This window comes from Paraburkholderia metrosideri, from assembly GCF_904848625.1.
Classification (GTDB): domain Bacteria; phylum Pseudomonadota; class Gammaproteobacteria; order Burkholderiales; family Burkholderiaceae; genus Paraburkholderia; species Paraburkholderia metrosideri.
Window position 1 is genome coordinate 204,275 of sequence record NZ_CAJHCP010000014.1, and the last position, 22,367, is coordinate 226,641.

A 22,367-nucleotide genomic window follows, 5' to 3' on the forward strand; every position below is an offset into this window, starting at 1 on the left:
ATCCGCTTGCGGTATCACTTCCAGGCTGAGCTTTGCACCATGACGCAATTCACTGATCCCGATCAGCATGCACTCGTCGCCGACGGCACCGCCGCCGACGCGGCTGCCCCGATTCTGACCGCTCACGCGTTGACGAAGCAGTTCGGCGCCACCATCGCGTTATCGAATCTCGATCTGTCGATCAGGCCGGGCGAAGTCGTCGCGCTGATGGGCGCGAATGGCGCGGGCAAGTCGACCTTCGTCAAGATATTGAGCGGCGTGTATGCGGCCGATGGCGGCACCCTGACGCTGGCGGGCAAGCCGTATCGACCCGCCTCGCCACAAGCGGCCAAGCAACTCGGCATTGCCACCGTGCATCAGTCGATTGCGGATGCGGTAGTGCCGACGTTGTCGATCGCGGACAACCTGCTGCTCGACCGCCTGTGCGATCCCGCATCGCCATGGCGCGTGCCGCCTGCCGTGCGCCGCGAAGCGGCAGCCCCGTTAGCGTCGCGCGTCGGTCTCGAGGTCGATCTGTCTGCGCCGCTCGGCACGCTGTCGCTCGCGAGTCAGCAACTCGTGACGCTGGCGCGCGCGTTGGCTTCGCAACCGCGGCTGCTGATTCTCGACGAGCCCACTGCAAGTCTCTCCGCAGCCGAGGCCGAGCGGCTCTTCGCGCGGCTTGAGCCATTGCGCGAGGAGGGTGTCGCGATCCTGCTGGTATCGCATCGGCTCGGCGATTTGCGGCGCATGGCGGACCGCGTGGCGATCATGCGTGACGGCCGCCTGGTGGCCGACCTGCAACCCCCGATCGATTTCGATGCGGCGGTCGAAACCATGATCGGACGACCGTTGCCGCAAGCGCGCACGCTGGAGGCAGCCAGCGCAGCATCGCTCACGCCGTGTTTCAGCGCTCGCGAGTTGCAGTTGACACCCACCAGCGTTGCGTTCGACCTCGACGTGCAGCGCGGCGAAATCGTGGCGATTGCCGGTCCGGTGGGCGGCGGCAAGTCGCGTCTCGCGCGCACGATTTTCGGCGCGACGCGTGCCAGCAGCGGCGCCATGAAGCTCGACGGCAAGCCATGGAGTCCCCGTTCTCCCGCCGATGCGATTCGTGCCGGCGTGTTCCTCGCGGGCGAGGATCGCTGGCGCTCATCGCTGTTTCCGGACAGCGTACCGTTTGCGTCGATTGCGGGCACGCTGAGCTTTCCGTTCCTGTCGCGCTGGTTCAAACGCGGTGCGGTGCGCGAAGCGACGGAACGCACTGCCGCCGTCGACGCGATCCAGACCTTCGGCATTCGCTGCACCGGTCCCGACGACCGTCTCACGCGGCTATCCGGTGGCAATCAGCAGAAAGTCGTGCTGGCGCGCTGGCATGTCGAACCTGCGCGCCTATTGCTGCTCGACGAACCGTTTCAGGGTGTCGACGCCGGCGCGCGCGCCGATATCGTCGATACCTTGCGGCGGCACGCGCACGAACGCGCGACGCTCGTGTTCGTCAGCGACCTCGAAGAAGCGCTGGAAGTTGCGGATCGCGTCGTGTGGTTCGATCGCGCGACACTCGAGCGTTTGCCCACGTCTAACCTGAAAGCCCTTCATTCATGAAACCGGTCACCCCTTCCATTCCCCGCGACGGTACCGCTGGCGAACCCGCGCGGCCCGCGCTGCGCAATCTGCGCAGTCTGCGCGATCACCTTGAGCGAACCGGCATTCTGCTGGTGCTGGCGATTCTGATCGTCGTCTTTGCCACCAAAGAGCCCGCGTTTCTGAACCTCGACAACCTGTTCAGCATCTTGCAGGCGGTATCGATCGTCGCGCTGCTCGGCATCGGCGTGACGATCACGCTGGCTGCGGGTGGCTTCGATCTGTCGGTGGGCAGCGTGGCCGCGTCGGCACAGATGGCAGCGAGCTATGTGTTGATCGTATGGCACGGCAGCGCGCTCGCGGCGGTGACCGCGTGCGTGGTGCTCGGCGTGGTTGCAGGGTTGTTCAATGGCCTGCTGATCACGCGGTTGCGGGTGCCGGACCAGTTGGCGACGCTCGGCACGCTGTTCCTGCTCGCCGGTCTGCAACTGATTCCAACCGGCGGACGCTCGCTTGCCACCGGCACGGTGTTGCCTGACGGCACGGAAGCAAGCGGCGTTTTCTCCGACGCGTTTCTCGCCCTCGGGCGCTTTCGTCTCTTCGACGTCGTGCCGTTGCCGGTGTTGATCCTCGTTGCGCTGACGGTGCTTGCCTGCATCGTGATGGAGACGACGCGCTGGGGCCGTGTCATCTACGCAATCGGCGGCAATGAGACGGCCGCGCGGCTCGCGGGTGCGCCGACCGCGCGCTATCGGATCGCGGCGTATGTCGCATCCGGTGCAATTGCGTCGTTGGGGGGCGTGCTGATCGCCGCGCGGGTCGGACGCGGCGATGTCAGTGCGGGCCACTCGCTGCTGCTCGACGCGGTGGCCGCCGCGCTGATGGGCTACGCGGTATGGGGCGCAAAGCGTCCCAACGTATTCGGGACGGTGGTGGGGGCGGTGTTCGTCGGCGTGTTGCTGAACGGCCTGACGATGCTGAATGCGCCGTATTACATGCAGGATTTCATTAAAGGCGTGTTGCTGGTGCTGGCCCTGGCGTTCACTTTTAGCGTGGGGCGGCGTACCGATTCGCGTGGATAGTTTCGGTATCTGCGCTTATTGCCAGCCGAAACCGGCATGACGGAATCTGTTTGCCATCCGAAGGAATATCGATTGCCGAAACGTTCAGTTTGCGCGCGAGATACCCGCTGATAGATTGAGCGAACAGTCAATCACGCGGAGATGCTCATGGCAGAAGTTCACGAAACGGCTTCATCGAATACGGTCGATGCAAATAAGCAGGCGGCACAAGTGATCGCTAACGACGCGCAAGCTATCGCGGTCGCGCACGAACTCGCCACCCGTCTCGCCCAGCAGGCGGCTACGCGTGACGTGGAGCGTCGCTTGCCGCGCGAGGAAATCGAATGGTTCTCGCAGTCCGGACTGTGGGCGATCACGGTGCCGAAGACTTATGGCGGAGCGGGCGTGTCGTTCGTCACGCTGACCGAAGTCGTGAAGATCATTGCAGCAGCAGATCCGTCGCTTGGGCAGTTGCCGCAGAATCATTTCGGTCTCGTCGATGTCATTGCGCTAACCGGTTCGGAACAGCAGAAGCACTATTTCTTCGGCCAGGTTCTGCAGGGTAAGCGTTTCGGCAATGGCTTTTCGGAGAAAGGCACGAAGAACGTGCTCGATCTGAAGACCAGCGTGACGCACGAGGGTGACGATTACGTCGTGAATGGCACCAAGTTCTACGCCACTGGTGCGCTCTTCGCCGACTTCGTGCCGGTGCTGGGGCTCGACAGTGAGCGCAGGAGCTGGCTCGCGTACATTCCGGCGGGCACGCCGGGGCTGACCGTGATCGACGACTGGTCAGGTTTCGGCCAACGCACCACGGCGAGCGGCACAGTCGTGCTGGAGAACGTGCGCGTGCCCGCTTCGCACGTGCTTCCCGCGCACCGCGTATCTGATTTCCCGACCTTGAATGGACCGATTTCGCAGATCATCCAGGCCGCGATCGACGCCGGCATCGCGAAGGCTGCGATTGACGATACGCTCGCATTCGTGCGCTCACGCTCGCGCCCATGGATCGATAGCGGTGTCGAGCGTGCGAGCGACGATCCGCTGACGGTGCGCGAGATCGGCCATCTGCACATTCAGTTGCACGCAGCCGAAGCGCTGCTCGAACGGGCGGCCCGTGTGATCGACGAGATCGCGGCAAAAGCCGAAACCACCGAGGACGACGTCGCCCGCGCGTCCGTCGCGGTGGGCGAAGCGAAAGTGTTGACCACTGAAGTTGCGTTGCTCGCAGGCGAAAAACTATTCGAACTGTCGGGCACGCAATCGACGCTCGCCGAACACAATCTCGACCGCCATTGGCGCAACGCTCGGGTGCACACGCTGCATGATCCGGTGCGCTGGAAGTATCACCTGGTCGGCAACTACTACCTGAATGGCGTCAAGCCCGCGCGGCATCCGTGGAATTGATGTGATGGCCGGTGCAATAACGGGTGCGCAGATTAATCACGATGAGCGTCATGCGCTCGCCGCGAGTATCTCGAAGTCTGCGACAAGCGGTGGGAATACGCCGACTAATAACTACATCTTCTATCTGGTTGGAGATCAATGATGAAATCGTTTCTTCGTCACGCGCGCAAGGTGCACGTCAATGCGAACCGCACGTTAAGCGTGCTCGCCGTAGCGGCTGCCGCGATGCTGGCAGCGCCTGTTGCACACGCGGATCCGCTCAAGGGTGCGCCTGCGCCATTCGATAAGGGCGGTGTGAAGATCGCACTCGTCAACTATCTGTCGACCGGCGATTTTTTCCAGGCGTATGAAGCCGGCGCACAAAAGCAGGCGAAGGCGCTCGGCGTCGATCTGCGCATCTACGAAGGCCGCCAGGACGCCGCCGAACAGCGTGAACAGATCCAGCAGGCGATCAGCCTGGGGGTGTCGGCCATTATCGTCAATCACGGCTTGCCGGAATCGCTGAAAGACGTCGTGCAGCGCGCGTTGGACAAGGGCATCAAGGTCGTCGCGTTCGATGTCGATCTGGGTAATCCCAAGGTGCCGCAAATCGAACAGAGCGATCACGATCTGGCCACCTTGCTGTTGAATCAGGCCGTGAAGGACAACGGCGATACCTTCGACGTGGGCTATGTGTACGTCGCGGGTTTCGCGCCGCTCGACCGGCGCGATGCCGTGTGGCGCGAATTCAAGGCCGCGCATCCGAACGTGCAGGAGAAGGCTCGCTGGGGCACGGTGGACAATCCGATCGCGCAGTCGGTCGCGAATCAGGCTGCGGCGGCGTATCGCGCACATCCGGAAATTCGCGTGGTGTTCGCACCGTATGACGAATTTGCGCGCGGCGCCAAGCTCGCAGCCGACGAGGCGAACCTGTCGTCGAAACTGCGCATTTACAGCGCCGACATCTCGACCTCCGACATCGAAGCAATCCGCGCCCCGAACAGCGCATGGGTCGCGACGGCGGCGACGAATCCGGCCGTGGTCGGTGCGGTGTCCGTGCGTGCTGCTGCATTGCTGCTGGCAGGACAGGAGCCCGAGCATCACATTGTCGTGAAGCCGACGCTGATTACGCGCGACGATCTGGTGAAGAACAACATCAAAACGATTGCCGAGCTAGGAGAGAAATTCCCGGCATTCCGTTCGAGCGACGCTGCCAAGGCTGCGTGGATTCCGACGGCGAATTGATGAATATGACATGCGGCTTCAGCGCGTGTAGTGCGATGCTTTCAGCAATCAGGAAGATCTCTCAAGACGCGTTGTACGCACTGTCGCACGGCGGTCTTTATCAGAAAGCGGAATGCGAAGCGCGACTACCCGTTGATAAAGATCGAAGCATTCGTTCGTTTCGAATGCCCGCAAGGTTTCGTATTGTTTGAAGCGTGTCGCAAGCTTCGAACATCGCCCGACACACCCTGGACCCGGCAGCACCGGAGCGCTGTATGCGCGAAACGCCTACGCCGTGGTCCTGCCCAACAACCAGCAAGGAAGAAGACTCATGGCAACAGGCACGGTCAAGTGGTTCAACGATTCGAAAGGCTTCGGTTTCATCAAGCCCGATGACGGCGGCGAGGATCTGTTCGCACATTATTCCGAAGTGCGGGCGGCTGGATTCAAGTCGTTGCGCGAGGATCAGAAGGTGAGTTTTGACGTGAAGCAGGGGCCGAAGGGAAAGCAGGCGGCTGACATTACGCCGCTGTAGTCATACTGCTTCCGGCTGTGAAGTGCGGCTTTTGATTGAGCTGCCATTCTGACTGCCGACACGGGCGTCGCGGGCATTGCCGCTATCGCGCGAATACCGGACGCCCGCCATAAAATTCTCCGAGTCAATGCGCAAACGCGATCGGTGTGCGATCCTCTCGCCACAGTCCGACGGCGTGCGCTGACTGGCAAATCCTCACTGTCAACGGCCGGGCGGAAAACTCGTCACAGGTCGTCCCGGCAGCATCGGTAATTCGTCCCTCCCAATAGAAAACATCCAGAAAACGCTGATTTTCTGTTGCGCTTCAATATGGCCGCGCGCCGCGCTGGCGTACGACACGTCCCGTGTCTCTCATTGCGCAAGCTAGCCTCGTTCGTCGTTGGACTTACGATTCGCATGCCACGACAGCAGCTCGTGTATTTGGGTGCGACAGAAGTTCAAGGTTTTCGGCCATATCGCCTGACGCACCATATTGGTGGCCTATGCTTCAGTGCAGCATAAAGCGGGCGTGAGCGCGCGCCTGGAGAGAGGCGTGTGATCCGCCCGGCGCGTATCGAACCTTGTCCCGGTGCACTCTGCGCAAGTGGCCGCTTGCGGAACCCGTCCAAAATAGCCAGTCGAGAGGTTTTTCCGATGAGTACGCCAAATGATGTTGGGAGGCGGACGCAGGGGCGTTTCTGGTCCGCGCCGAAGACGCACTCTGCGGCAGAGAATCCCGACACGAGTTCATCTAAATCGGGCAGGCAAATAATCGCAAAAAGTGTGGGTTGGCTTTATACGAGAGTGCTTCATGGCGTGAAGTATTTTCTTCCTGATTCAGCTTTCTTATTCCTTTCACATCGCAGAAGAGTGGGGCGCTTTCCCAATCTGGTAAAGCCTGCAACATTCAACGAAATCATTCTGGATCGTTGTCTGCATCCCGATCCCTTGTGGAGCGTGCTGGCGGACAAGCTTGCGGTTCGGGAATATGTAAGGACAAAGATCGGGGAAAAGCATCTGATTCCTTTGCTGGCGGTGCCGGACGTTTTTACTCAGGACGTGTTTGACGCGCTTCCTGACGCGTTCGTCATGAAAGCGAACCATGGATGCGGATTCGTCAAGGTCGTCCGGAGCAAAGCCGACGTTTCGTTCGTCGAGCTGCAACAACTCGCGGACGAATGGCTGCGCACCGATTTTTATATTGCGTCGCGCGAACGGCACTACCGGTCGATCAAGCCAAAAATCTACTTCGAGAAGTTATTGACCGACCGAAGCGGCAAGGTGCCGGCGGACTACAAAATAAACATCTTCGATCGCGTCCAGGGTGAGCCGGTGGTTTATACCGGCGTGGTGTCGGACCGGTTCGGCGACCCACGCCACGATTTCTACGATACCCAATGGAATCGGCTGGATATCGCCGCAGCCGGCTATCCGTGCAGCGAGGATCCCGCTCCGCGCCCTGCCAACTGGCAGGAAGTCCTCAACGTTGCCGCATTGTTGTCGGAAGGTCTCGGGTATGTTCGCGTCGACCTTTACGCATACGACGACGGGATTTTCTTCGGCGAATTGACCTTCACGCCAGGTGCAGGCGTGACGCGTTTTTCGCGCGACAGTTTCGACTACGAGTGGGGGCAACTGATCAGAACGATGCCATCGTCGCGAGCGAGATGCCCCGCTTGCGGGTCGTAGAACCTGAATAGCCGCGCGCACGAAGGGCGCGCACTTCGCTGTCAATCGCACGCCAGATAGATGTTTCGCCAGAGGCTGGTCGATCTGCTTCTAACTTTTCTGAACCCCGCGAATAATGAGGTTGACCATGGCAATAGGCCTGTCAGCGTCAGACAGTATTTCTTTTGAAGAAGCGTCTATTGACGGGAGTTTCTCCCGAATCCTCAGATGGATTGAAGATTTTCTATGTGCTCCCAACACCGAACTGGGAAGATTGGGCGATGTTTGCCCATTCGCTAAAACCGCCGTTCTGAAGCGATCAATAGAGTTTTATCGGAATCATTCGTTAAGCGTAGCCTGTCTGTCGGACGACGTTGAACTGCATAGGGACGAGTTCTTGCGCAGTGGCGGGCGGGACGATATCTATCGTTGCCGGATCATTGTTCCGGACAGTCTCGACAACGCATCCAGTGCAATCGAATCCGTGCAGAAGCAACTCAAGCCAAAATTTGTCGGGAACCACTTGATGCTCGGCCAGTTCTTTCCCGACTGCGAGGAGCCCGGTTTGAGGAACAAAATGTTTCGGCCACTGCAAACGCCAGTGCCGTTGATCGCCATTCGTAATATGGTGCCGACAGACATTGCATTTCTGTATGGTAATGAGCAGTACGTGAGCGTGTATATGGAAAAATTCGGGAGCCGCGGTATCGTTGCCCTTCGGCAATTTGAGGCGACCTTGGAGACGACAAAATGAGCGCATCGAAAGTGGAGATATTTGCCGACCATATCTACCGGCACAGCACCTATATCGAAAAGATCAATCTCAGCTTTTCGCAGTTCTTTATCCGCTCGGACTCGGGCACGCTCTGCATAGAGACGGGATCGCGTGGCGACTTCCCGTTGTTGAAGGCGAACCTGCTGTCGGCCGGCATTGACGTGGCATCGGTCGGCGGTCTGATCGTGCCGCACTTTGAAGACGACGAAATGGGCGCGCTCCCGGAGTTTCTTGCGCTCAACAAGTCGCTGACTACCTATGCTCACCCCATTTGCGCGCACGCGCTCGCCGATATCTTCTCTGCCCGAACGAAGCTCTTCAAAGACGAAACGCCGATCACAATCAGCGGTGAGGTGGTCATTCCGATCTTCGCGAAGCACGTTCATCAGTGGGATGCGTTGGTGATTTACGTGCCGCGTTTCAAGGCGCTTTTTTCATCGGACATCTTCATGAGGTTTGGATCCGTTGACGAGAGATTGGCGAACCCGCTGGAGAAGATGATCTCGTCGATCGAGGAGTCCGGATACCTGCCGTCCATCGAATACCTGCACGCTGCTTTGATGAAAATAAAAAAATACGATATTGAGTGGATCTTTCCGATGCACGGTCCTGCGATTCTGGAAAATGCTGCAGCAGCGATTGATGGGCTGATCGAATACTGCGTGAACAAGCGCGTCAAGGAAACCGCCGAAGGGTGAGCGGCGCTGACCGTGAGGTCGACGCGTACCCGCTTCACGACACTGCCTTCGCGGCCAGGATCCACTCGCGACCAGCGTGAGTGAATCGTAAGTCGGGGTAGGCAGGGTGAAACCGTTTCGGGCGTGGCCCGACAGAGATTTCGGCGATTTGTTAATCTCATGTCGGAATGAATATCCCCACCACGCAAGGAGCTTCGGGCATGAGCAATTCTTCCGACTACGTACCGCCGGCGGTCTGGAACTGGAACAAGGGTAACGACGAAAGTAGCGGCGGCCGCTTCGCGAACATCAACCGCCCGGTGTCGGGGGCGACGCATCAGAAGGAACTGCCGGTCGGCCGCCATCCTCTTCAACTCTATTCGCTGGCGACACCGAACGGCGTCAAAGTCACCGTGATGCTCGAAGAGTTGCTGGCTCTCGGGCACAGTGGCGCGGAGTACGACGCGTGGCTCATCAGGATCGGCGAAGGCGAGCAGTTTGGCAGCGGCTTCGTGGGCGTGAATCCGAACTCGAAGATTCCGGCGCTGCTGGATCGCAGCGGCTCGAAGGCGGTCCGGGTTTTCGAGTCGGGGGCGATCCTGCTTTATCTTGCCGAAAAATTCGGCGCGTTCGTGCCCAACGATCCCGCTGCGCGCGCCGAGTGCCTGTCATGGCTGTTCTGGCAGATGGGAAGCGCGCCTTATCTGGGCGGCGGTTTTGGGCATTTCTATGCGTACGCGCCGACCAAGATCGAATATGCGATCGACCGCTTCACGATGGAAACCAAACGTCTGCTCGACGTGCTCGACAAGCAACTCGCTACTAATGACTATGTGGCGGGCAGCGAGTACACGATAGCCGATATGGCTGTCTGGCCGTGGTACGGCGGGTTGGTCAAGGGCTGGTTCTACGAGGCGGCTGAGTTTCTTTCCGTGCAGGATTACAAGCACGTGCAGCGCTGGGCCGACGCGATCGGAGAGCGTCCTGCCGTGCAGCGTGGGAGGATGGTGAACCGTGTGTTCGGCGACCCTGCAAGTCAATTGCACGAACGCCATGACGCTGGCGATTTCGCAATCAATACCCAAGACAAGCTGGTTGGGGAGAAGTAGCAGCGTGGCGCGCAGGTGGCTTCGACCGCAGTCATTCAGGCACCCACCCGCGCGAGCTTAAGCATCGCGCGGGGTTGCCCGGGCCGGGCACGGAAGATCCCGGGCAACGCTAACTTCATCGGGACGATTCGTTCCAGGCCGGCAACGTCGCACCGTGATACACCTCGAGAATTTCCTTCTCGACGTTCGGCTGCTGATAGCTTTCGACCAGAGCATGCACCCATGGTGCGTTCGCGTCTTTTTCGTTCACGGCGAGGAAGTTGCGATACGGGTTGCCCGCCACTTTCTCCTGCGCGATGCGCTCTTGCGGAATCTTGATCCCGGCCTTGATAGCCCAGTCTGTGTTGATCACCGCCGCATCGAGATCGCCGATCGCGCGTCCTACGATGCCTGCGTCGAGTTCCTTGATGTGAATGTCTTTCGGGTTGCTCGCGATGTCGCGAATCGTGGGCAGCAACGCCACATCGGCGCGCAGCTTGATCAGCCCCAGGCTTTGCAGCAGCAGGAGCGAGCGGCCTTCGTTGCTCGGGTCGTTCGGCACGCCGATGGTTGCCCCCTTCGGCAGGTCGGCGACCGATTTCACCTTGCGCGAGTACAGGCCGATCGGCTGAACGTAGGTGTAGCCCACCTGCACGATGTGGTAGCCGCGCGCGGCGATCTGCGCATCCAGATAGGGTTTGTGCTGGAAGGAGTTGGCGTCGAGATCATGCTGGGATAGCGCTTCGTTCGGCTGGGTATAGTCGTTGAAGGTCGTGACCTTGATCGCGAGACCATGCTTCGCCGCGTTCGCGGCAACGACCCGCCAGACGTCCTCGTCTTCGCCCGACATGATGCCCACGCGCAGCGTTTGATCGGCCGCCAGCACCGTCTGGCTGATCGCCATGCTTCCACCCAATGCCACCACGGCGAGCATCGCCCGGATAAATGTTTGTCTTTTCATTTTCTGAAGTGTGATTGTGTTTTTGCAAACGACATGTTGCAAACGATGTAGATGCTAGAGAAGAGAGGCACTCGCTGACAAATAGATAAGTGCGGAATGCTATGCAGGTTCGCGTATATCAGCCGCTTTCGGGTCGGCGCATTGATCAACCCAGGGCAACTTATCGCGAGCTATATCCTGGAGTTTGAGAAACACGGGACTCGCTATCCGCGCAAAACGAGCCGGTCGCGGCGTGTCGGCGAGACCGTTTTGAACGCGCGCGGTCAGTCGGCCGACCCCCCGATGCATCGTTGACCGAGACGGTCATACCGTCGCTTTCCCTGGTTACGGGTATACATGGATTAGGAGGCGCAACCACGGTGCACTAACATTTTCTCGGTACCGCACGGCGCAGATCGAGCGCTTTCGAATCGGGGTTGCACGTCTCCAATTCCCAGTCCAGCGCTGCACAGCGCACTCCCGATGCCGTCCAGCATTCGCACACGATCGACTTGACGTCGACCTCACCGACCAACGACGAAGTGAACCGGAGGAAGAAATGGCACAGCAACGGGATGACGACGAGGAACGCAACGGCCCCGGCTTCAGTGCGGCACGGCGAGGGCTGATGCAGGGTACGGGCTTAGGTGCAGCGCTGTCGCTATTGGGCGCGCTAGGCGGGGCGGGTGGCCTGATCGGCACGGCGCAGGCGGCTGAGGCGGCTTTTCCGCCGCACAAGAAGTGGCGGATCGTGTTCGTCAATCACGTCACCACCAACCCGTTCTTCGTGCCCACGCAGTACGGCATTCAGGATGCATGCTCGCTGCTCGGCATGGATTATCAGTGGACCGGCTCGGCCACCTCGGACGCGGGCGAAATGGTCCGCGCGGTGAATTCGGCGATTGCCGCGAAGGCCGACGCCATCGCTGTGCCGATCGTCGATCCAGGCGCGTTCGACAAGCCGATCCAGGCCGCGCTCGACGCCGGTATTCCGGTATTCGCCTATAACGCCGACGCGCCGCGCGGCAAGAAGAATCCGCGCCTCGCCTATATCGGCCAGGACCTGTATCTGTCCGGCTATCAGATGGGCGAGCGCATTGTGAGCCTGATCGACAGCGGGATGGTCGCGCTTTTCATTGCGACACCGGGGCAGCTCAATATCCAGCCGCGACTGGACGGTGCGAGTGACGCCATCAAGAAGTCCGGCAAAAAAATCGACATCCAGACTGTGGCAACCGGCGCGACAGTTAACGAAGAGCTTTCGAAAATCAAATCGTTCTATCTCGGCCATCAGGACCTGAAAGGCATGTTCGCCGTCGATGCCGGCAGCACGCAGGGCGTCGCGCAGGTGATGAAAGAGTCGAACCTGCCGTCGAAAGGCGTTCACGGAGGCGGCTTCGACCTGCTGCCGACCACGATCCAGCTGATCCACGAGGGCTTCCTGGATTTCACCATCGATCAGCAGCCGTACGTGCAGGGCTTCTATACGGTGATGGAGGCGTTCGTGTTCCTGACTTCGGGTGGCCTGGTCGGGCCGGCTGACATCAATACCGGTCTGAAATTCGTGACCAAGGATACCGTCGAACCCTACCTGAATACGTCGACGCGCTTTGAAGGCAAGACCACCAAGCCGCAAATCGTTCCGATGAGCGGCGCCATCAAGTCGTGATGAATACAGTGAAAGAAGCGAGCAAGGCGGATACGCCCCGCGTGCCCCGGCGCGCGGGGGTGTCATTCGCATCGCACTGGGCGGCGGAGCTGCGTATCCTGCTGGTGGCCGTGTTGCTGGCCGCCTACTTTGAATTCGCCAATCGGGATTTTCTGCTCACCAGTGCGAGCCTCGTCAACCTGTCGCAGTTCATCGCGCCGGTGGCGATCATTGCGTTTGGCGAAATCATGCTGATGATTGGTGGCGACATCGATCTGTCGGCGGGCATGGTGTTCGCGTTCGCGCCGTTCATGATGGTGTTTGCCAACGACGCAGGCGCGCCGATGTGGCTTGCCATGATTGCGGGGCTGGTGGCGGCGGCGCTGGTCGGCTTTGTGAATGGCGCCGTGACGGTATGGCTGCGGCTGCCTTCGTTCGTCACCACGCTCGGCACGCTGTTTCTCATCAACGGCATTACGCTGACGGTGTCACGCGGGACGCCCGCGCCCGCGCCAGGGTCGCCGACGTTCACCGGGTTGATGGGCTCGTGGGGTTATAGCGAGATCATCTGGACCGTGGCGATCGCCTTCGCGATGCACGTGTTGCTGCGGCATACCCGCTGGGGCTTGCATACGCAGGCTGCGGGCGCGAATCCAGTTGGCGCGAGCGAGGCCGGCATTCATGTGAACCGGCTGCGCCTCGGCAACTTTATTCTCGCTGCGGTGCTGGCGGGTTTTACCGGCATGCTCGAAGCCTTCCGGATTACCTCGATCGATCCGCAGGCAGGCGGCAACCAGATCATGTTCCTTGCGGTGGCGGCTGCCGTGATCGGCGGCACGCCGCTCACGGGTGGCTCGGGCACCATCGTGGGTGGGCTGATCGGCGCGGCGGTGCTGGGCATTCTCAACGACGGCTTCACGCTCATCGGCATCAATGCGTTCACGTTCAACATTATTCTTGGCGCAGCGATTCTGGCGGCGATGATCTTCAATATCCATGTCGGGCGTATTCGCCGAAGGGCAGGGCGCTAATGGACGAATTGCAAACCTCGTCCGCAGGCGAACCTGCTGCGCCGGATGCACTGCTCGCGCTGCGCGGCGATCAACTCGTCAAACGCTTCGGCGCAGTGACCGCGCTCGACGGCGTCTCGCTCACGCTCGGCAAAGGCGAGATTCTGGGCGTACTGGGCGACAACGGCGCGGGCAAGTCGACGCTCGTCAAGATCCTCACGGGCTATCATCAGCAAACGAGCGGCTCGCTTTATGTCGACGGCCAGGAAACGCTGCTGCGCTCGGTCGACGATGCGCGTTCGCTCGGCATTGAATGCGTGTATCAGGATCTCGCGCTCGCGAATTCACTGAGTATTTATCACAACATGTTTCTGAACCGCGAGATCGTGCGACCCGGTCTGTTCAGGCTGCTCGATCACAAGCAGATGCGTGAGCGCGCGGCACAATGTCTCGACGATATCGGTGTGCATGTGCCTTCAGTGGATCTGCCCGTGGAGCGGCTTTCGGGTGGCCAGCGCCAGGCGATTGCGGTGGCGCGCGCCGTGTATTCCAACGCAAAGATTCTGTTGCTCGACGAACCGCTCGCTGCGATGGGCGCGCGCGAGGCGGGGCTCATCATCGACCTGTTGATGCGCCTGAAGGAAAAGGGTGGCTTGTCGATCATCATGATCATGCACAACTACGCGCAGACGCTCGATATCGCCGATCGCATCATGTTGATGCAACGAGGCCGTGTTACCTATGAGCAAAAGAGTGCGCTGACTTCGGTGTCGGAACTGATGGACATCGTGCGACGGGAATACCGGGCAATGCGCACGGCGGCCGCTAATTGAGCTCGTGATTTAGGGCTTATGTCTGGCCGGGCAGCGTCGGCCGGTTGCGGTACAGGATCAGTCGGTGTCGATCAGGCCGGCGGCTGTTGCGCGGATCTGCATGGCTATTCAATTTTTTGCGTGCATGACGCGTGAACCGGGGAAAACATAGAACGGCAGCGCATCACGATGGTTCACCTGCACCGGAACCGCCGGGTGCTGTTGCGGGTGCGGTCAGGTCATCGCCGGAAGGGACATATGCGGTCCCGTTGCCAGCCGGCTTCGCGTCTGATTCGGCAATTTCGACCCGCAGACTTCCTTGATTATTCCAGTATGCCCAGCTGGCATCATTGGCAAAACAATACAGGTAACCCGAGCAGGGAGCCTTGATCTCGACCTGTCTGCCAATCCGGAAGTAAAACGGTTCAGGTGGGGCGCCTGCGGCACCCGGCAGCCCTGGGTCAATGATGGCGCCACACAGTTCGAACCAGTTCGCCGTTCTGACTCGCCTCGCCCATCCAGACAGGCGCTGTACCCAGTTACCCGGCGTGCCCTCCGCGCCCCACACGTTGTCGCCGTCCAGCCACGTTTGACCAAGGGGTACGTTGAACCGGTAGCGCACACCTTCCTTCATGAAAATGCCGGTCCAATTCCACAACGGGCTGGCAAAAACCCGCACCTGAACCGCCGCCACCGGGTCTATGTTCGGCCGATAAGGCGCCTGAAAGATCGGCGGACTGGCCTGCCGCGCCAATGTCAGAGGCGATACCGATTCAGAACATCTTCGTGAATCTTTCACCAGGTACGGAAAGGCCCGCGGACGAAATCCGATCCTCCTGTAAAAGCCGGTGAGTGAGTTGTGGAGAACGCCATGCACCGCGGACGGCGACGACTGGTCCGCATGGGCTAACTGCCGCAACATGTCTGGCTCAAACACCGCGCCGCACTGCTCAGCCTCGGCAATCATCCATTTAAGTGTGGCATCGGAGAGCCCGGTCTCCTTGTAGCCGCCGCCAACGTCAGCGTGCACGCCAGGGAACCACACTTGCGTCACGCGAGCCGGGTCGCAGCCGTCTTCGTCAGTCCATAACGTTGGCGAGAAGTTGTTCCGCTGTTCGTCGATGGCAAGGCCTTGTACCGCGCGTTCGACTTCTGGCGAAAGCGTCGTGTCATGAAACTCGAAGCGCTGTCTCGGCAAACCGAACAGGTTCATGATTTCGGGGATGCCGAGCGCGCCCACCGTCTCCCACACGCCCAGGAAGCGAACGGGCGGCGGCTTGCCATGCTCGATGCGAAATCGTTGCTGCTGGCTGAGGTTTGCCGGTATTTTGGGGTCGAGCCGGTACAGGTTCCATGCCTGTTTGACCAGCGCCCAGCTTGCGTCGTGAGGCAGTCCGCAATGATGCAGCATGCCCACGAGGCTTCGCGCCGTGAACGCGCCACGCGAGAAGCCAATCACAAAGATTTCGGCATCTTCGACGTAGTGGTCGGACAGCCACTTGTAGGCGGTTCGAATGTCACGGGAGAGATCGATGCCCAGCGCACCATCGATGATGCGGTGGACCCAGCGTTCGTTGGCGCCCACGCCGACGTGGTAGTACCGGAGTTGCTCGACGCCGTCGTCGCCGTACTCGCTCAGCGCATTGAAAAAGCGCACGACGTTGGTGGGAACGGGCACACCCTGAAACTCGTCGCTATCCGAGTTCCAGGTGCCGTCGCAGCAAACGAAGAGCCTCTTCATGTCGGCGGGCTCCGCTTCAAATCTCGACGCGTGAACCCAGTTCGATCACCCGGTTTGCCGTCAGCTTGAAATACGCCGCAAGGTTGCCGATATTGTGTGCCATCACGCTGAACAGCCTTTCACGCCACACCGGCATGCCCTTGCCTCCGGTTGCCACCACCGTGGCATGACTGAGGAAGTAGGACACCTGTGCCGGATCGACCACCAGGCCCTTTGGTTCGCAGTCGCGCAGCGCCTGCGGCAGGTTGGCCTCGTCCTTGAAGCCATAAGAGACGACGATCCCGTAGCAGTTGCGGCTAAGCGACGTGATCGCCACACGTTGTTCGCTGGGCACGTAGGGCACTTCCCGGTTGATCACGTGAACGAACAACACACGCTCGTGCAGCACGTGGTTGTGCGCGAGATTGTTGATCAACGCGTGCGGCACGGTGTCGGGGTCGATCGCCAGAAACACGGCGGTACCGGGTACGCGTATCGTTTCCTTCGCGAACAGGGTGTCCAGATACGAGGCCAACGGCAACGCGCCTGCATGGACGCTGGCTTCTTCGATCATCAATTCGCGGCCGCGATGCCAGGTGGACATCACGGTGAACATGATGGCGCCCAACAGCAGCGGGAACCATCCGCCATCCACGAACTTGAGCAGGTTGGCCGAGAAGAACGCGAAGTCGATGACGAAGAAGAAGCCCGTGGCCAGCACACACAGCAACCAGTTGTAGTGCCACGCGTAGCGCACCACGTAGAACGTGAGGACGGTGGTGATTATCATGGTTCCAGTCACCGCGATGCCGTACGCCGAACCCAGCGCCGTGGAAGAACCGAATCCCAGCACCGCCGCCACCACGGCAATCAGCAGCAACCAGTTGATCGCGGGTACGTAGATCTGGCCAACCTCGCGTTCGGACGTGTAGACGATGCCCATGCGCGGCATGAAGCCCAGTTGCATGGCCTGCCTGGTCATCGAAAACGCGCCGCTGATCACCGCTTGCGACGCGATCACGGTCGCCACCGTGGCCAGCACGACCATCGGGAACAGCGTCATCGAGGGGAAGAGGCGGAAGAAGGGGTTGTCTACGGCCTTGGGGTCCGTCAATAGCAGCGCGCCCTGGCCCAGGTAGTTCAACCCCAGCGCGGGCAGCACGAGAGCGAACCACGAAAGGCGTATCGGCGGTGCGCCGAAGTGACCCATGTCGGCATATAGCGCCTCGGCGCCGGTCAACGCCAGCACCACCGCGCCCAGCGAGACAAACGCGCGCCAGCCGTTGCGCATCAGGAATTCGAGGCCGATGAACGGATTGAACGCATCAAGAATCCCCGGCGCGCGGCCGATATTGAGCAGTCCCGCCACCGCGATCACGCCGAACCACAGCACCATCACCGGCCCGAACACTGCGCCGATGCCGGCCGTGCCGTGCCGCTGCACCACGAACAGGCCGACCAGTACGACCAGCGCGATCGATACTACGTAGGGCTTGAGTTGAGGCTCTGCTACCTGCAGCCCTTCCACCGCGCTGAGCACCGAGATGGCTGGTGTGATGACGCCGTCGCCATAGAACAGCGCCGCGCCGAACACCCCGGCGAGCAACAGGCCGTTGCGCAGGCGGGGCCGGTCCATCACCGAACTGGAGGCCAGCGCGAGCAGCGCCATGATGCCGCCTTCGCCGTGGTTGTGGGCGCGCATGATCAGCGTCACGTACTTCAGCGACACCACGATGATCAGCGCCCAGATGATGAGCGACACCACGCCCACTACATTGAAGCGGTTGAGCACGAGCCCGTGCCCCGAATCGAATACCGTGCTCATGGTGTAGAGCGGACTCGTGCCGATGTCGCCGAACACGATGCCGATGGCGCCCAGTGCCAGCCCCGCCATCGACCCATGACGGGTTGCCTGGGCGCCCGCTTGCGGGCCTGAAGACGATTCCATGAATGGCTCCTTCTCAGCGGGCGCGACCCTCAGCCAGCGACCGGTGCGCCGCCGGCCCGCACGCGCCGGTCGGCTCGTGTGGTCAAGCAGGTTTTGCCGCGATGGGCTGATCAGCGGCCAACTCACAGAGACAGCGTACAGAAGAAAAGGCGCGTATCAAAGGGCTCCTGATCCCGATGCTTCGCAGCTGTTTTCAGCCGACGCTGTTGAAGCAAAAGGCTTTTTGTAAACCACGATGCGCCGGGCGCCACGCAAGCCCGGTTGTGTCGGGTGGACGCTGGCATCGACTTGTTCTTCGCGAATAAGTCTTAGGGAATAACCGGAGCTGATGGGGCGCAGTTCTGTTTGATTCTGGAATGTTGACGTATTGAATAGACAACGCGCCGCCTCTCTACAGTCAACGCAAAATCGCGTCCACCGCAGTGAGGACTCGCCCAAAGAACTCGTCAGCGCTATCGGGCCGCAACCAGCGGACGACCACGGTCATCCTGCGTTCCGGCTCGATCCAGGTGAACGAGCTGCCCGCGCCGACGCCGAAATAGCTCGATGCCGGCACACTCGGAAACACCTTGCGGTCGGTATTTAGCCATATCAGGTAACCGTAGAATGGCGCGAGCGCGCACGGAGTCCGCATTCGCGAGATCCACTCACGCGAGAGAATCCGGCGGCCGTTTGCGTCGCCGTCATTCAATAGCATCTGCGCGACTTTAAGCTGATCGTTCGCGCTGACCGACATGCCGCCGCCCCAGTGCGTGCCGCCAGGAACAGACTGCATGCGGCGCCCGTCGATCTCGACCCACGCATTGTCGTAACCGACCCATTGCCAGTTTTCGCTCGCGCCGATCGGGCGCATGATCGCTTCGCGGAATACCTCGGGCAACGGCCGCCGGAACAGGTGGAGCAACGCCAGCGAAAACTGGTTGATACGCACATCGTTGTATTCCCAATAGGTCCCGGCGCGTTGCAACGGGCGCAGGTCGCCCTTTTTGCCATCCGGCGGTGCCGCAAAGTTGACTGCCCGATAGTGGTCGGCCTGGTCCGACAGCCCGAAATAGGTGCCTTGCCATTCGCTCGTCTGTTGAAGCAAATGCGCCCATGTCACGGCGGCGTTGTGTTCGTCGTCAAAGCCGATGTTGGGCACGCGCACGTGTACCGGTTCGTCGACGTCCGGTAGCAGCCCGCGATCGTAAGCAACGCCCGCGAGCAACGCGAGGTACATCTTGGCGACACTGAAGGTCAGATCGGCCCGTTCGGGTTCGCCCCATGAAGTCAACACGCGGCCGTCGACGGCGATCGTGCCGGATACGGGGCCGCGATCATGCACCGGACCGAGTAGCCGGTTCCACGGCGGCGGGTCGTTCACATGCACGCCCCAGTTGCCATGGACGTGACGATCCCACAGCGATTCATGATCTATCGCGAACTGCACGGCGTGTTGCAAAGCGTCTTGCATAAGTAAAGTCCTGACGATTCAAGGAGCCTGGTGGGCCTAATGCGCATTCAGGCGCACACGTGCCCATACCAAAGTGAAGAGACTGATGACGGCGGCGAGCATCAGATAAAGTCCGGGTGCGAGATTGTTACCGGTCAGCGCGATCAGCGCGGCCACTGCAAGTGGTGTGAAGCCGCCGAATACGGTGGTGCCGATGTTGTAGCCGAGCGCCATGCCGGTGGTGCGCGTACGGGTTGGGAAGAGTTCCGACATCAGCGCAGGAATCGGCGCGAAGTACGTGGCCTTCAATATCGCGACCCAAACGACCGCGGCAAGCAGTGTCACAAGCGACGGGTGCGCGTTCATGAACATGAACGCGGGATAAACGGTCAGGAAGAACAGAGTGCCGGCGCCGAGCATGATGCGAATGCGGCCGACCTTGTCGGACCAATGCCCGACGATCGGCGTGAGGATCATCATGGTGAAGCCGGCCAGCAGCGTCGCAATGAAACCGGACGACGGCGCGAGACCGAGTTGGCGCGCCGCATAAGTCGGCATGTAAAGCAGCATGTAGTTGGCCGTCGTGGTGAGCACGAGCGAGCCGATCGACACCAGAACACGCTCCTTCTGCGTAGCCAGCAACTCACGCACCGGCGACGCGGACTTCTCGGTACGCTCGAACTCCGGCGTTTCGTCGATACGGCGCCGAATATAGAATCCGATTGGCCCGATCAGCATGCCGAACAGAAACGGGATGCGCCATCCCCAGCCTTCCAGTTGGGACTGCGTCAGCGTACCGGTGAGCACCGCGCCGAATGCCGATGCGATCAGGGTGCTGGCCCCCTGGCTGGAAAATTGCCAGCTTGCCATGAAGCCTTTGCGCTCGGGTGCATGCTCGATCAGAAACGCAGTGGAACTACCGAATTCGCCGCCAGCCGAAAAGCCCTGCAACAGACGCGAAGCAAAAATGCCAATCGGCGCGAGCAGGCCAATCGTGGCATAGGTCGGCATCAGTGCGACCATGCCTGTGCCGAGCGTCATCATCGTAATGGAGAGTGTCAGTGACGCCTTGCGGCCCTTGCGGTCGCTGAACGAACCGAGCACCAGCGCGCCGACCGGCCGTGCCAGATAGGACAGCGCGAAGGTGCCCAGCGTGAGCAGAAGCGACACAGTCCTGTCGTGAACGGGAAAAAACAGTCGCGACAGCGTGGTGGCGAAGTAGCCGTACACGATCAGGTCGTAGAACTCGAGCGCGTTGCCAATCGAAGTCGCGAGGATCAGACGGGGCACGCCCGTGCGCGGCACAGGCCGCGCGACCCCGCCATGGGCCGCGGCGGCGGAGTCGGTGCTCATGCGGATGCCCCCGTGGCGATGCTTCGTGGGAGGTGCGATGCGCTGTTGGGCGCCTCAGGGTCTTGCACGCCCATGTCCCAGAAGAGGCCCGCCATGATGCGCAGTCCCTCGCGGGCGACCGGACCGAGCAGATGCTCATCCGGCGCGTGCTGCGAGCAGCCTGGATACGAGTGCGGCACCCACAGCGTCGGCATGCGTAGCACGTCGGCGAAGACGTCGTTGGGCAGCGTGCCGCCGAGATTCGGCAGCAGCACCGGCTGAACGCCCGTGGTCTGCTGCAGCGAATGCAAAGCCCACTGGACCCACGGGTTGTCCGGATCGACGCGGGTCGCGGGCATGCCGCGTTCCACGTCGATCTCGACCATGCTGAAGCCGTGCTGGTCCAGATGGCGGCGCACTATGGACTCGAGGTTCTGCCAGTCAGTGCCGACGACAAAGCGAATCTGCAGGTGCGCGAACGCGTGCGGCGGAATCGCGTTGACCGGTTTCTCCGGATTGCCGGTGCGAAATGCGAGCACTTCGAGGTTATTCCAGCCGAACACGCGTTCCGTCGGCGTGAGGCCGGGCTCACCGTAATCCGCATCCACGTCCGGCTCGCCGGGATTGCCGCCCACCGCGATATCGGCCAGCGCCCGGCGCACGGCGTCCGGTATGGGCGGCGGCCGCAACCCCTCGACCAGGATCTGGCCATTCGCGTCCACCATCGACGCGATCGCATTGGCGAGCACCACGCCGGGATTGCGCAGCAGGCCACCCCAGTTGCCCGAATGATGACCGCCGTCGCGCAGTTTCACGTCCAGCCGGAAGTTCACCAGTCCGCGCGAGCCGAGAAACACAGTCGGGCGATGCGCGCCCAGGCGGGGTCCGTCGGAAGCGATCAGCACGTCGGCGGCCAGTTCGTCGCGCAATTGCGTGCACAGTGCGTGCAGCCCCGGTGAACCCACTTCCTCGCCGGTTTCGAACAGCAGCTTCAGATTGAAGCCGAGTCGCCCGCCGCGGGCGTCCAGCACCGCTTTCAGTGCCGCCAGGTTGATGCTGTGCTGGCCCTTGTTGTCCGCCGTGCCGCGGCCATACCAGCGATCGCCATCGACGGTGACGCGCCATGGCGTGAGGCCGTCGCGCCACTGCGCGTCGTAGCCGCGCACCACATCGCCGTGGCCGTATGTGAGCACGGTCGGCAACGCGTCGTTCTCGTGCCGGTGCGCGATCAGAAAGGGCCCCGCGCCCGCCGCGGGATTATTGACGACACGGCATGTGAAGCCGTATTGGAGCAGCGTCGGTGTGATTTCGTCGGCCAGGTAAGCGCGCAGACTCGCGCCGCTGTCGGCCTCCTGGCTCTCGGTGCGCAACGCGACCCGGCGCTGGAGGTCGTCGAGAAACTGGCCGGAATCGTACTGTTCCGCCGCGGATTGGATGGCTGTGTCTCGGGTCAACGTCGTTCTCCAGTGCAGCGTGCTGCGGTGGGCGAGTCGTTCATGTCAGCAACGCGCCGATCTTGCCGTGGACGATATCGGTAGACAATTACAATATTTGACAGATATCGTTGCC

The 22,367-nt window shown here is 61.0% G+C and carries 18 protein-coding genes; 12 read left to right on the forward strand and 6 right to left on the reverse strand.

All coding sequences use genetic code 11. The features are described 5' to 3' along the window. Positions 1-39 precede the first annotated feature (39 nt). The 9 genes from LMG28727_RS27985 (at position 40) to yghU (ending at position 9,977) form a co-directional block, all read left to right on the forward strand. Entirely contained in the window at positions 40-1,584 is a 1,545-nt protein-coding gene (locus tag LMG28727_RS27985) for a sugar ABC transporter ATP-binding protein (RefSeq protein WP_201645566.1), read from the forward strand. Then, on the forward strand, positions 1,581-2,645 hold the full coding sequence (locus LMG28727_RS27990; RefSeq protein ID WP_236592421.1) for an ABC transporter permease: 1,065 nt from the start codon (positions 1,581-1,583) through the stop codon (positions 2,643-2,645). Before LMG28727_RS27985 ends, LMG28727_RS27990 begins: the two co-directional genes overlap by 4 nt. A gap of 147 nt (positions 2,646-2,792) precedes the next feature. Continuing rightward, the gene (locus LMG28727_RS27995; RefSeq protein WP_201645567.1) at positions 2,793-4,031 is read left to right on the forward strand and encodes an SfnB family sulfur acquisition oxidoreductase; all 1,239 of its coding nucleotides are present in this window, start codon (positions 2,793-2,795) and stop codon (positions 4,029-4,031) included. A 141-nt stretch (positions 4,032-4,172) separates the two neighbouring features. Then, positions 4,173-5,255 carry a substrate-binding domain-containing protein gene (locus tag LMG28727_RS28000; RefSeq protein WP_201645608.1) on the forward strand — a complete coding sequence of 361 codons (1,083 nt, stop codon included), beginning with the start codon at positions 4,173-4,175 and terminating at the stop codon, positions 5,253-5,255. A gap of 310 nt (positions 5,256-5,565) precedes the next feature. Continuing rightward, positions 5,566-5,769 carry a cold-shock protein gene (locus tag LMG28727_RS28005; protein ID WP_201645568.1) on the forward strand — a complete coding sequence of 68 codons (204 nt, stop codon included), beginning with the start codon at positions 5,566-5,568 and terminating at the stop codon, positions 5,767-5,769. Between the two features lie 795 nt (positions 5,770-6,564). Further along, positions 6,565-7,437, forward strand: coding sequence for an ATP-grasp fold amidoligase family protein (locus LMG28727_RS28010; RefSeq protein ID WP_236592424.1), 873 nt, complete (start codon positions 6,565-6,567; stop codon positions 7,435-7,437). 127 nt (positions 7,438-7,564) lie between these two features. Further along, positions 7,565-8,170: a DUF6875 domain-containing protein gene (locus tag LMG28727_RS28015; protein ID WP_201645570.1), complete on the forward strand. Its 606-nt coding sequence runs from the start codon at positions 7,565-7,567 to the stop codon at positions 8,168-8,170. After that, positions 8,167-8,889, forward strand: coding sequence for an oxygen-binding di-iron domain-containing protein (locus LMG28727_RS28020; RefSeq protein ID WP_201645571.1), 723 nt, complete (start codon positions 8,167-8,169; stop codon positions 8,887-8,889). Before LMG28727_RS28015 ends, LMG28727_RS28020 begins: the two co-directional genes overlap by 4 nt. Positions 8,890-9,089: 200 nt before the next feature. Next, a complete protein-coding gene (yghU, locus tag LMG28727_RS28025; protein ID WP_201645572.1) occupies positions 9,090-9,977 on the forward strand; it encodes a glutathione-dependent disulfide-bond oxidoreductase in 888 nt (295 codons plus the stop codon). Between the two features lie 115 nt (positions 9,978-10,092). On the opposite strand, the gene LMG28727_RS28030 is transcribed toward yghU, so the two are convergent. Then, positions 10,093-10,890, reverse strand: a complete 798-nt coding sequence (locus LMG28727_RS28030; protein WP_236592439.1) for a MetQ/NlpA family lipoprotein — start codon at positions 10,888-10,890, stop codon at positions 10,093-10,095. A gap of 565 nt (positions 10,891-11,455) precedes the next feature. Between LMG28727_RS28030 and LMG28727_RS28035 the strand changes: the two genes are divergently transcribed. The 3 genes from LMG28727_RS28035 to LMG28727_RS28045 are packed head-to-tail and all read left to right on the forward strand — an operon-like array spanning position 11,456 to position 14,387. Beyond that, positions 11,456-12,565 carry a sugar ABC transporter substrate-binding protein gene (locus LMG28727_RS28035; protein WP_201645574.1) on the forward strand — a complete coding sequence of 370 codons (1,110 nt, stop codon included), beginning with the start codon at positions 11,456-11,458 and terminating at the stop codon, positions 12,563-12,565. After that, positions 12,565-13,575, forward strand: a complete 1,011-nt coding sequence (locus LMG28727_RS28040; protein WP_201645575.1) for an ABC transporter permease — start codon at positions 12,565-12,567, stop codon at positions 13,573-13,575. Before LMG28727_RS28035 ends, LMG28727_RS28040 begins: the two co-directional genes overlap by 1 nt. Continuing rightward, the gene (locus tag LMG28727_RS28045) at positions 13,575-14,387 is read left to right on the forward strand and encodes an ATP-binding cassette domain-containing protein (RefSeq protein WP_201645576.1); all 813 of its coding nucleotides are present in this window, start codon (positions 13,575-13,577) and stop codon (positions 14,385-14,387) included. Before LMG28727_RS28040 ends, LMG28727_RS28045 begins: the two co-directional genes overlap by 1 nt. Before the next feature lie 163 nt (positions 14,388-14,550). Here the strand turns inward: LMG28727_RS28045 and LMG28727_RS28050 are convergent, their stop codons facing one another. The 5 genes from LMG28727_RS28050 to LMG28727_RS28070 all read right to left on the reverse strand — a co-directional run bounded on the left by LMG28727_RS28050 (position 14,551) and on the right by LMG28727_RS28070 (position 22,252). Beyond that, positions 14,551-16,107, reverse strand: coding sequence for a DUF2235 domain-containing protein (locus LMG28727_RS28050; RefSeq protein WP_201645577.1), 1,557 nt, complete (start codon positions 16,105-16,107; stop codon positions 14,551-14,553). Between the two features lie 16 nt (positions 16,108-16,123). Further along, positions 16,124-18,034, reverse strand: coding sequence for a potassium transporter Kup (locus LMG28727_RS28055; RefSeq protein WP_236592426.1), 1,911 nt, complete (start codon positions 18,032-18,034; stop codon positions 16,124-16,126). A 397-nt stretch (positions 18,035-18,431) separates the two neighbouring features. After that, on the reverse strand, positions 18,432-19,487 hold the full coding sequence (locus tag LMG28727_RS28060) for a serine hydrolase domain-containing protein (RefSeq protein WP_201645578.1): 1,056 nt from the start codon (positions 19,485-19,487) through the stop codon (positions 18,432-18,434). 36 nt (positions 19,488-19,523) lie between these two features. Beyond that, entirely contained in the window at positions 19,524-20,819 is a 1,296-nt protein-coding gene (locus tag LMG28727_RS28065) for an MFS transporter (protein ID WP_201645579.1), read from the reverse strand. Further along, positions 20,816-22,252, reverse strand: a complete 1,437-nt coding sequence (locus LMG28727_RS28070) for a M20 family metallopeptidase (RefSeq protein ID WP_201645580.1) — start codon at positions 22,250-22,252, stop codon at positions 20,816-20,818. Before LMG28727_RS28070 ends, LMG28727_RS28065 begins: the two co-directional genes overlap by 4 nt. Positions 22,253-22,367 lie beyond the last annotated feature (115 nt).

What these genes read in the sequence shown, in the direction of transcription:
- LMG28727_RS27985 (WP_201645566.1), top strand. Translation starts at nt 40, where the DNA reads ATGACGCAATTCACTGATCCCGATCAGCATGCACTCGTCGCCGACGGC.
- LMG28727_RS27990 (WP_236592421.1), top strand. Translation starts at nt 1,581, where the DNA reads ATGAAACCGGTCACCCCTTCCATTCCCCGCGACGGTACCGCTGGCGAA.
- LMG28727_RS27995 (WP_201645567.1), top strand. Translation starts at nt 2,793, where the DNA reads ATGGCAGAAGTTCACGAAACGGCTTCATCGAATACGGTCGATGCAAAT.
- LMG28727_RS28000 (WP_201645608.1), top strand. Translation starts at nt 4,173, where the DNA reads ATGAAATCGTTTCTTCGTCACGCGCGCAAGGTGCACGTCAATGCGAAC.
- LMG28727_RS28005 (WP_201645568.1), top strand. Translation starts at nt 5,566, where the DNA reads ATGGCAACAGGCACGGTCAAGTGGTTCAACGATTCGAAAGGCTTCGGT.
- LMG28727_RS28015 (WP_201645570.1), top strand. Translation starts at nt 7,565, where the DNA reads ATGGCAATAGGCCTGTCAGCGTCAGACAGTATTTCTTTTGAAGAAGCG.
- LMG28727_RS28020 (WP_201645571.1), top strand. Translation starts at nt 8,167, where the DNA reads ATGAGCGCATCGAAAGTGGAGATATTTGCCGACCATATCTACCGGCAC.
- yghU (WP_201645572.1), top strand. Translation starts at nt 9,090, where the DNA reads ATGAGCAATTCTTCCGACTACGTACCGCCGGCGGTCTGGAACTGGAAC.
- LMG28727_RS28030 (WP_236592439.1), bottom strand. Translation starts at nt 10,890, where the DNA reads ATGCTCGCCGTGGTGGCATTGGGTGGAAGCATGGCGATCAGCCAGACG.
- LMG28727_RS28035 (WP_201645574.1), top strand. Translation starts at nt 11,456, where the DNA reads ATGGCACAGCAACGGGATGACGACGAGGAACGCAACGGCCCCGGCTTC.
- LMG28727_RS28040 (WP_201645575.1), top strand. Translation starts at nt 12,565, where the DNA reads ATGAATACAGTGAAAGAAGCGAGCAAGGCGGATACGCCCCGCGTGCCC.
- LMG28727_RS28045 (WP_201645576.1), top strand. Translation starts at nt 13,575, where the DNA reads ATGGACGAATTGCAAACCTCGTCCGCAGGCGAACCTGCTGCGCCGGAT.
- LMG28727_RS28050 (WP_201645577.1), bottom strand. Translation starts at nt 16,107, where the DNA reads ATGAAGAGGCTCTTCGTTTGCTGCGACGGCACCTGGAACTCGGATAGC.
- LMG28727_RS28055 (WP_236592426.1), bottom strand. Translation starts at nt 18,034, where the DNA reads ATGGAATCGTCTTCAGGCCCGCAAGCGGGCGCCCAGGCAACCCGTCAT.
- LMG28727_RS28060 (WP_201645578.1), bottom strand. Translation starts at nt 19,487, where the DNA reads ATGCAAGACGCTTTGCAACACGCCGTGCAGTTCGCGATAGATCATGAA.
- LMG28727_RS28065 (WP_201645579.1), bottom strand. Translation starts at nt 20,819, where the DNA reads ATGAGCACCGACTCCGCCGCCGCGGCCCATGGCGGGGTCGCGCGGCCT.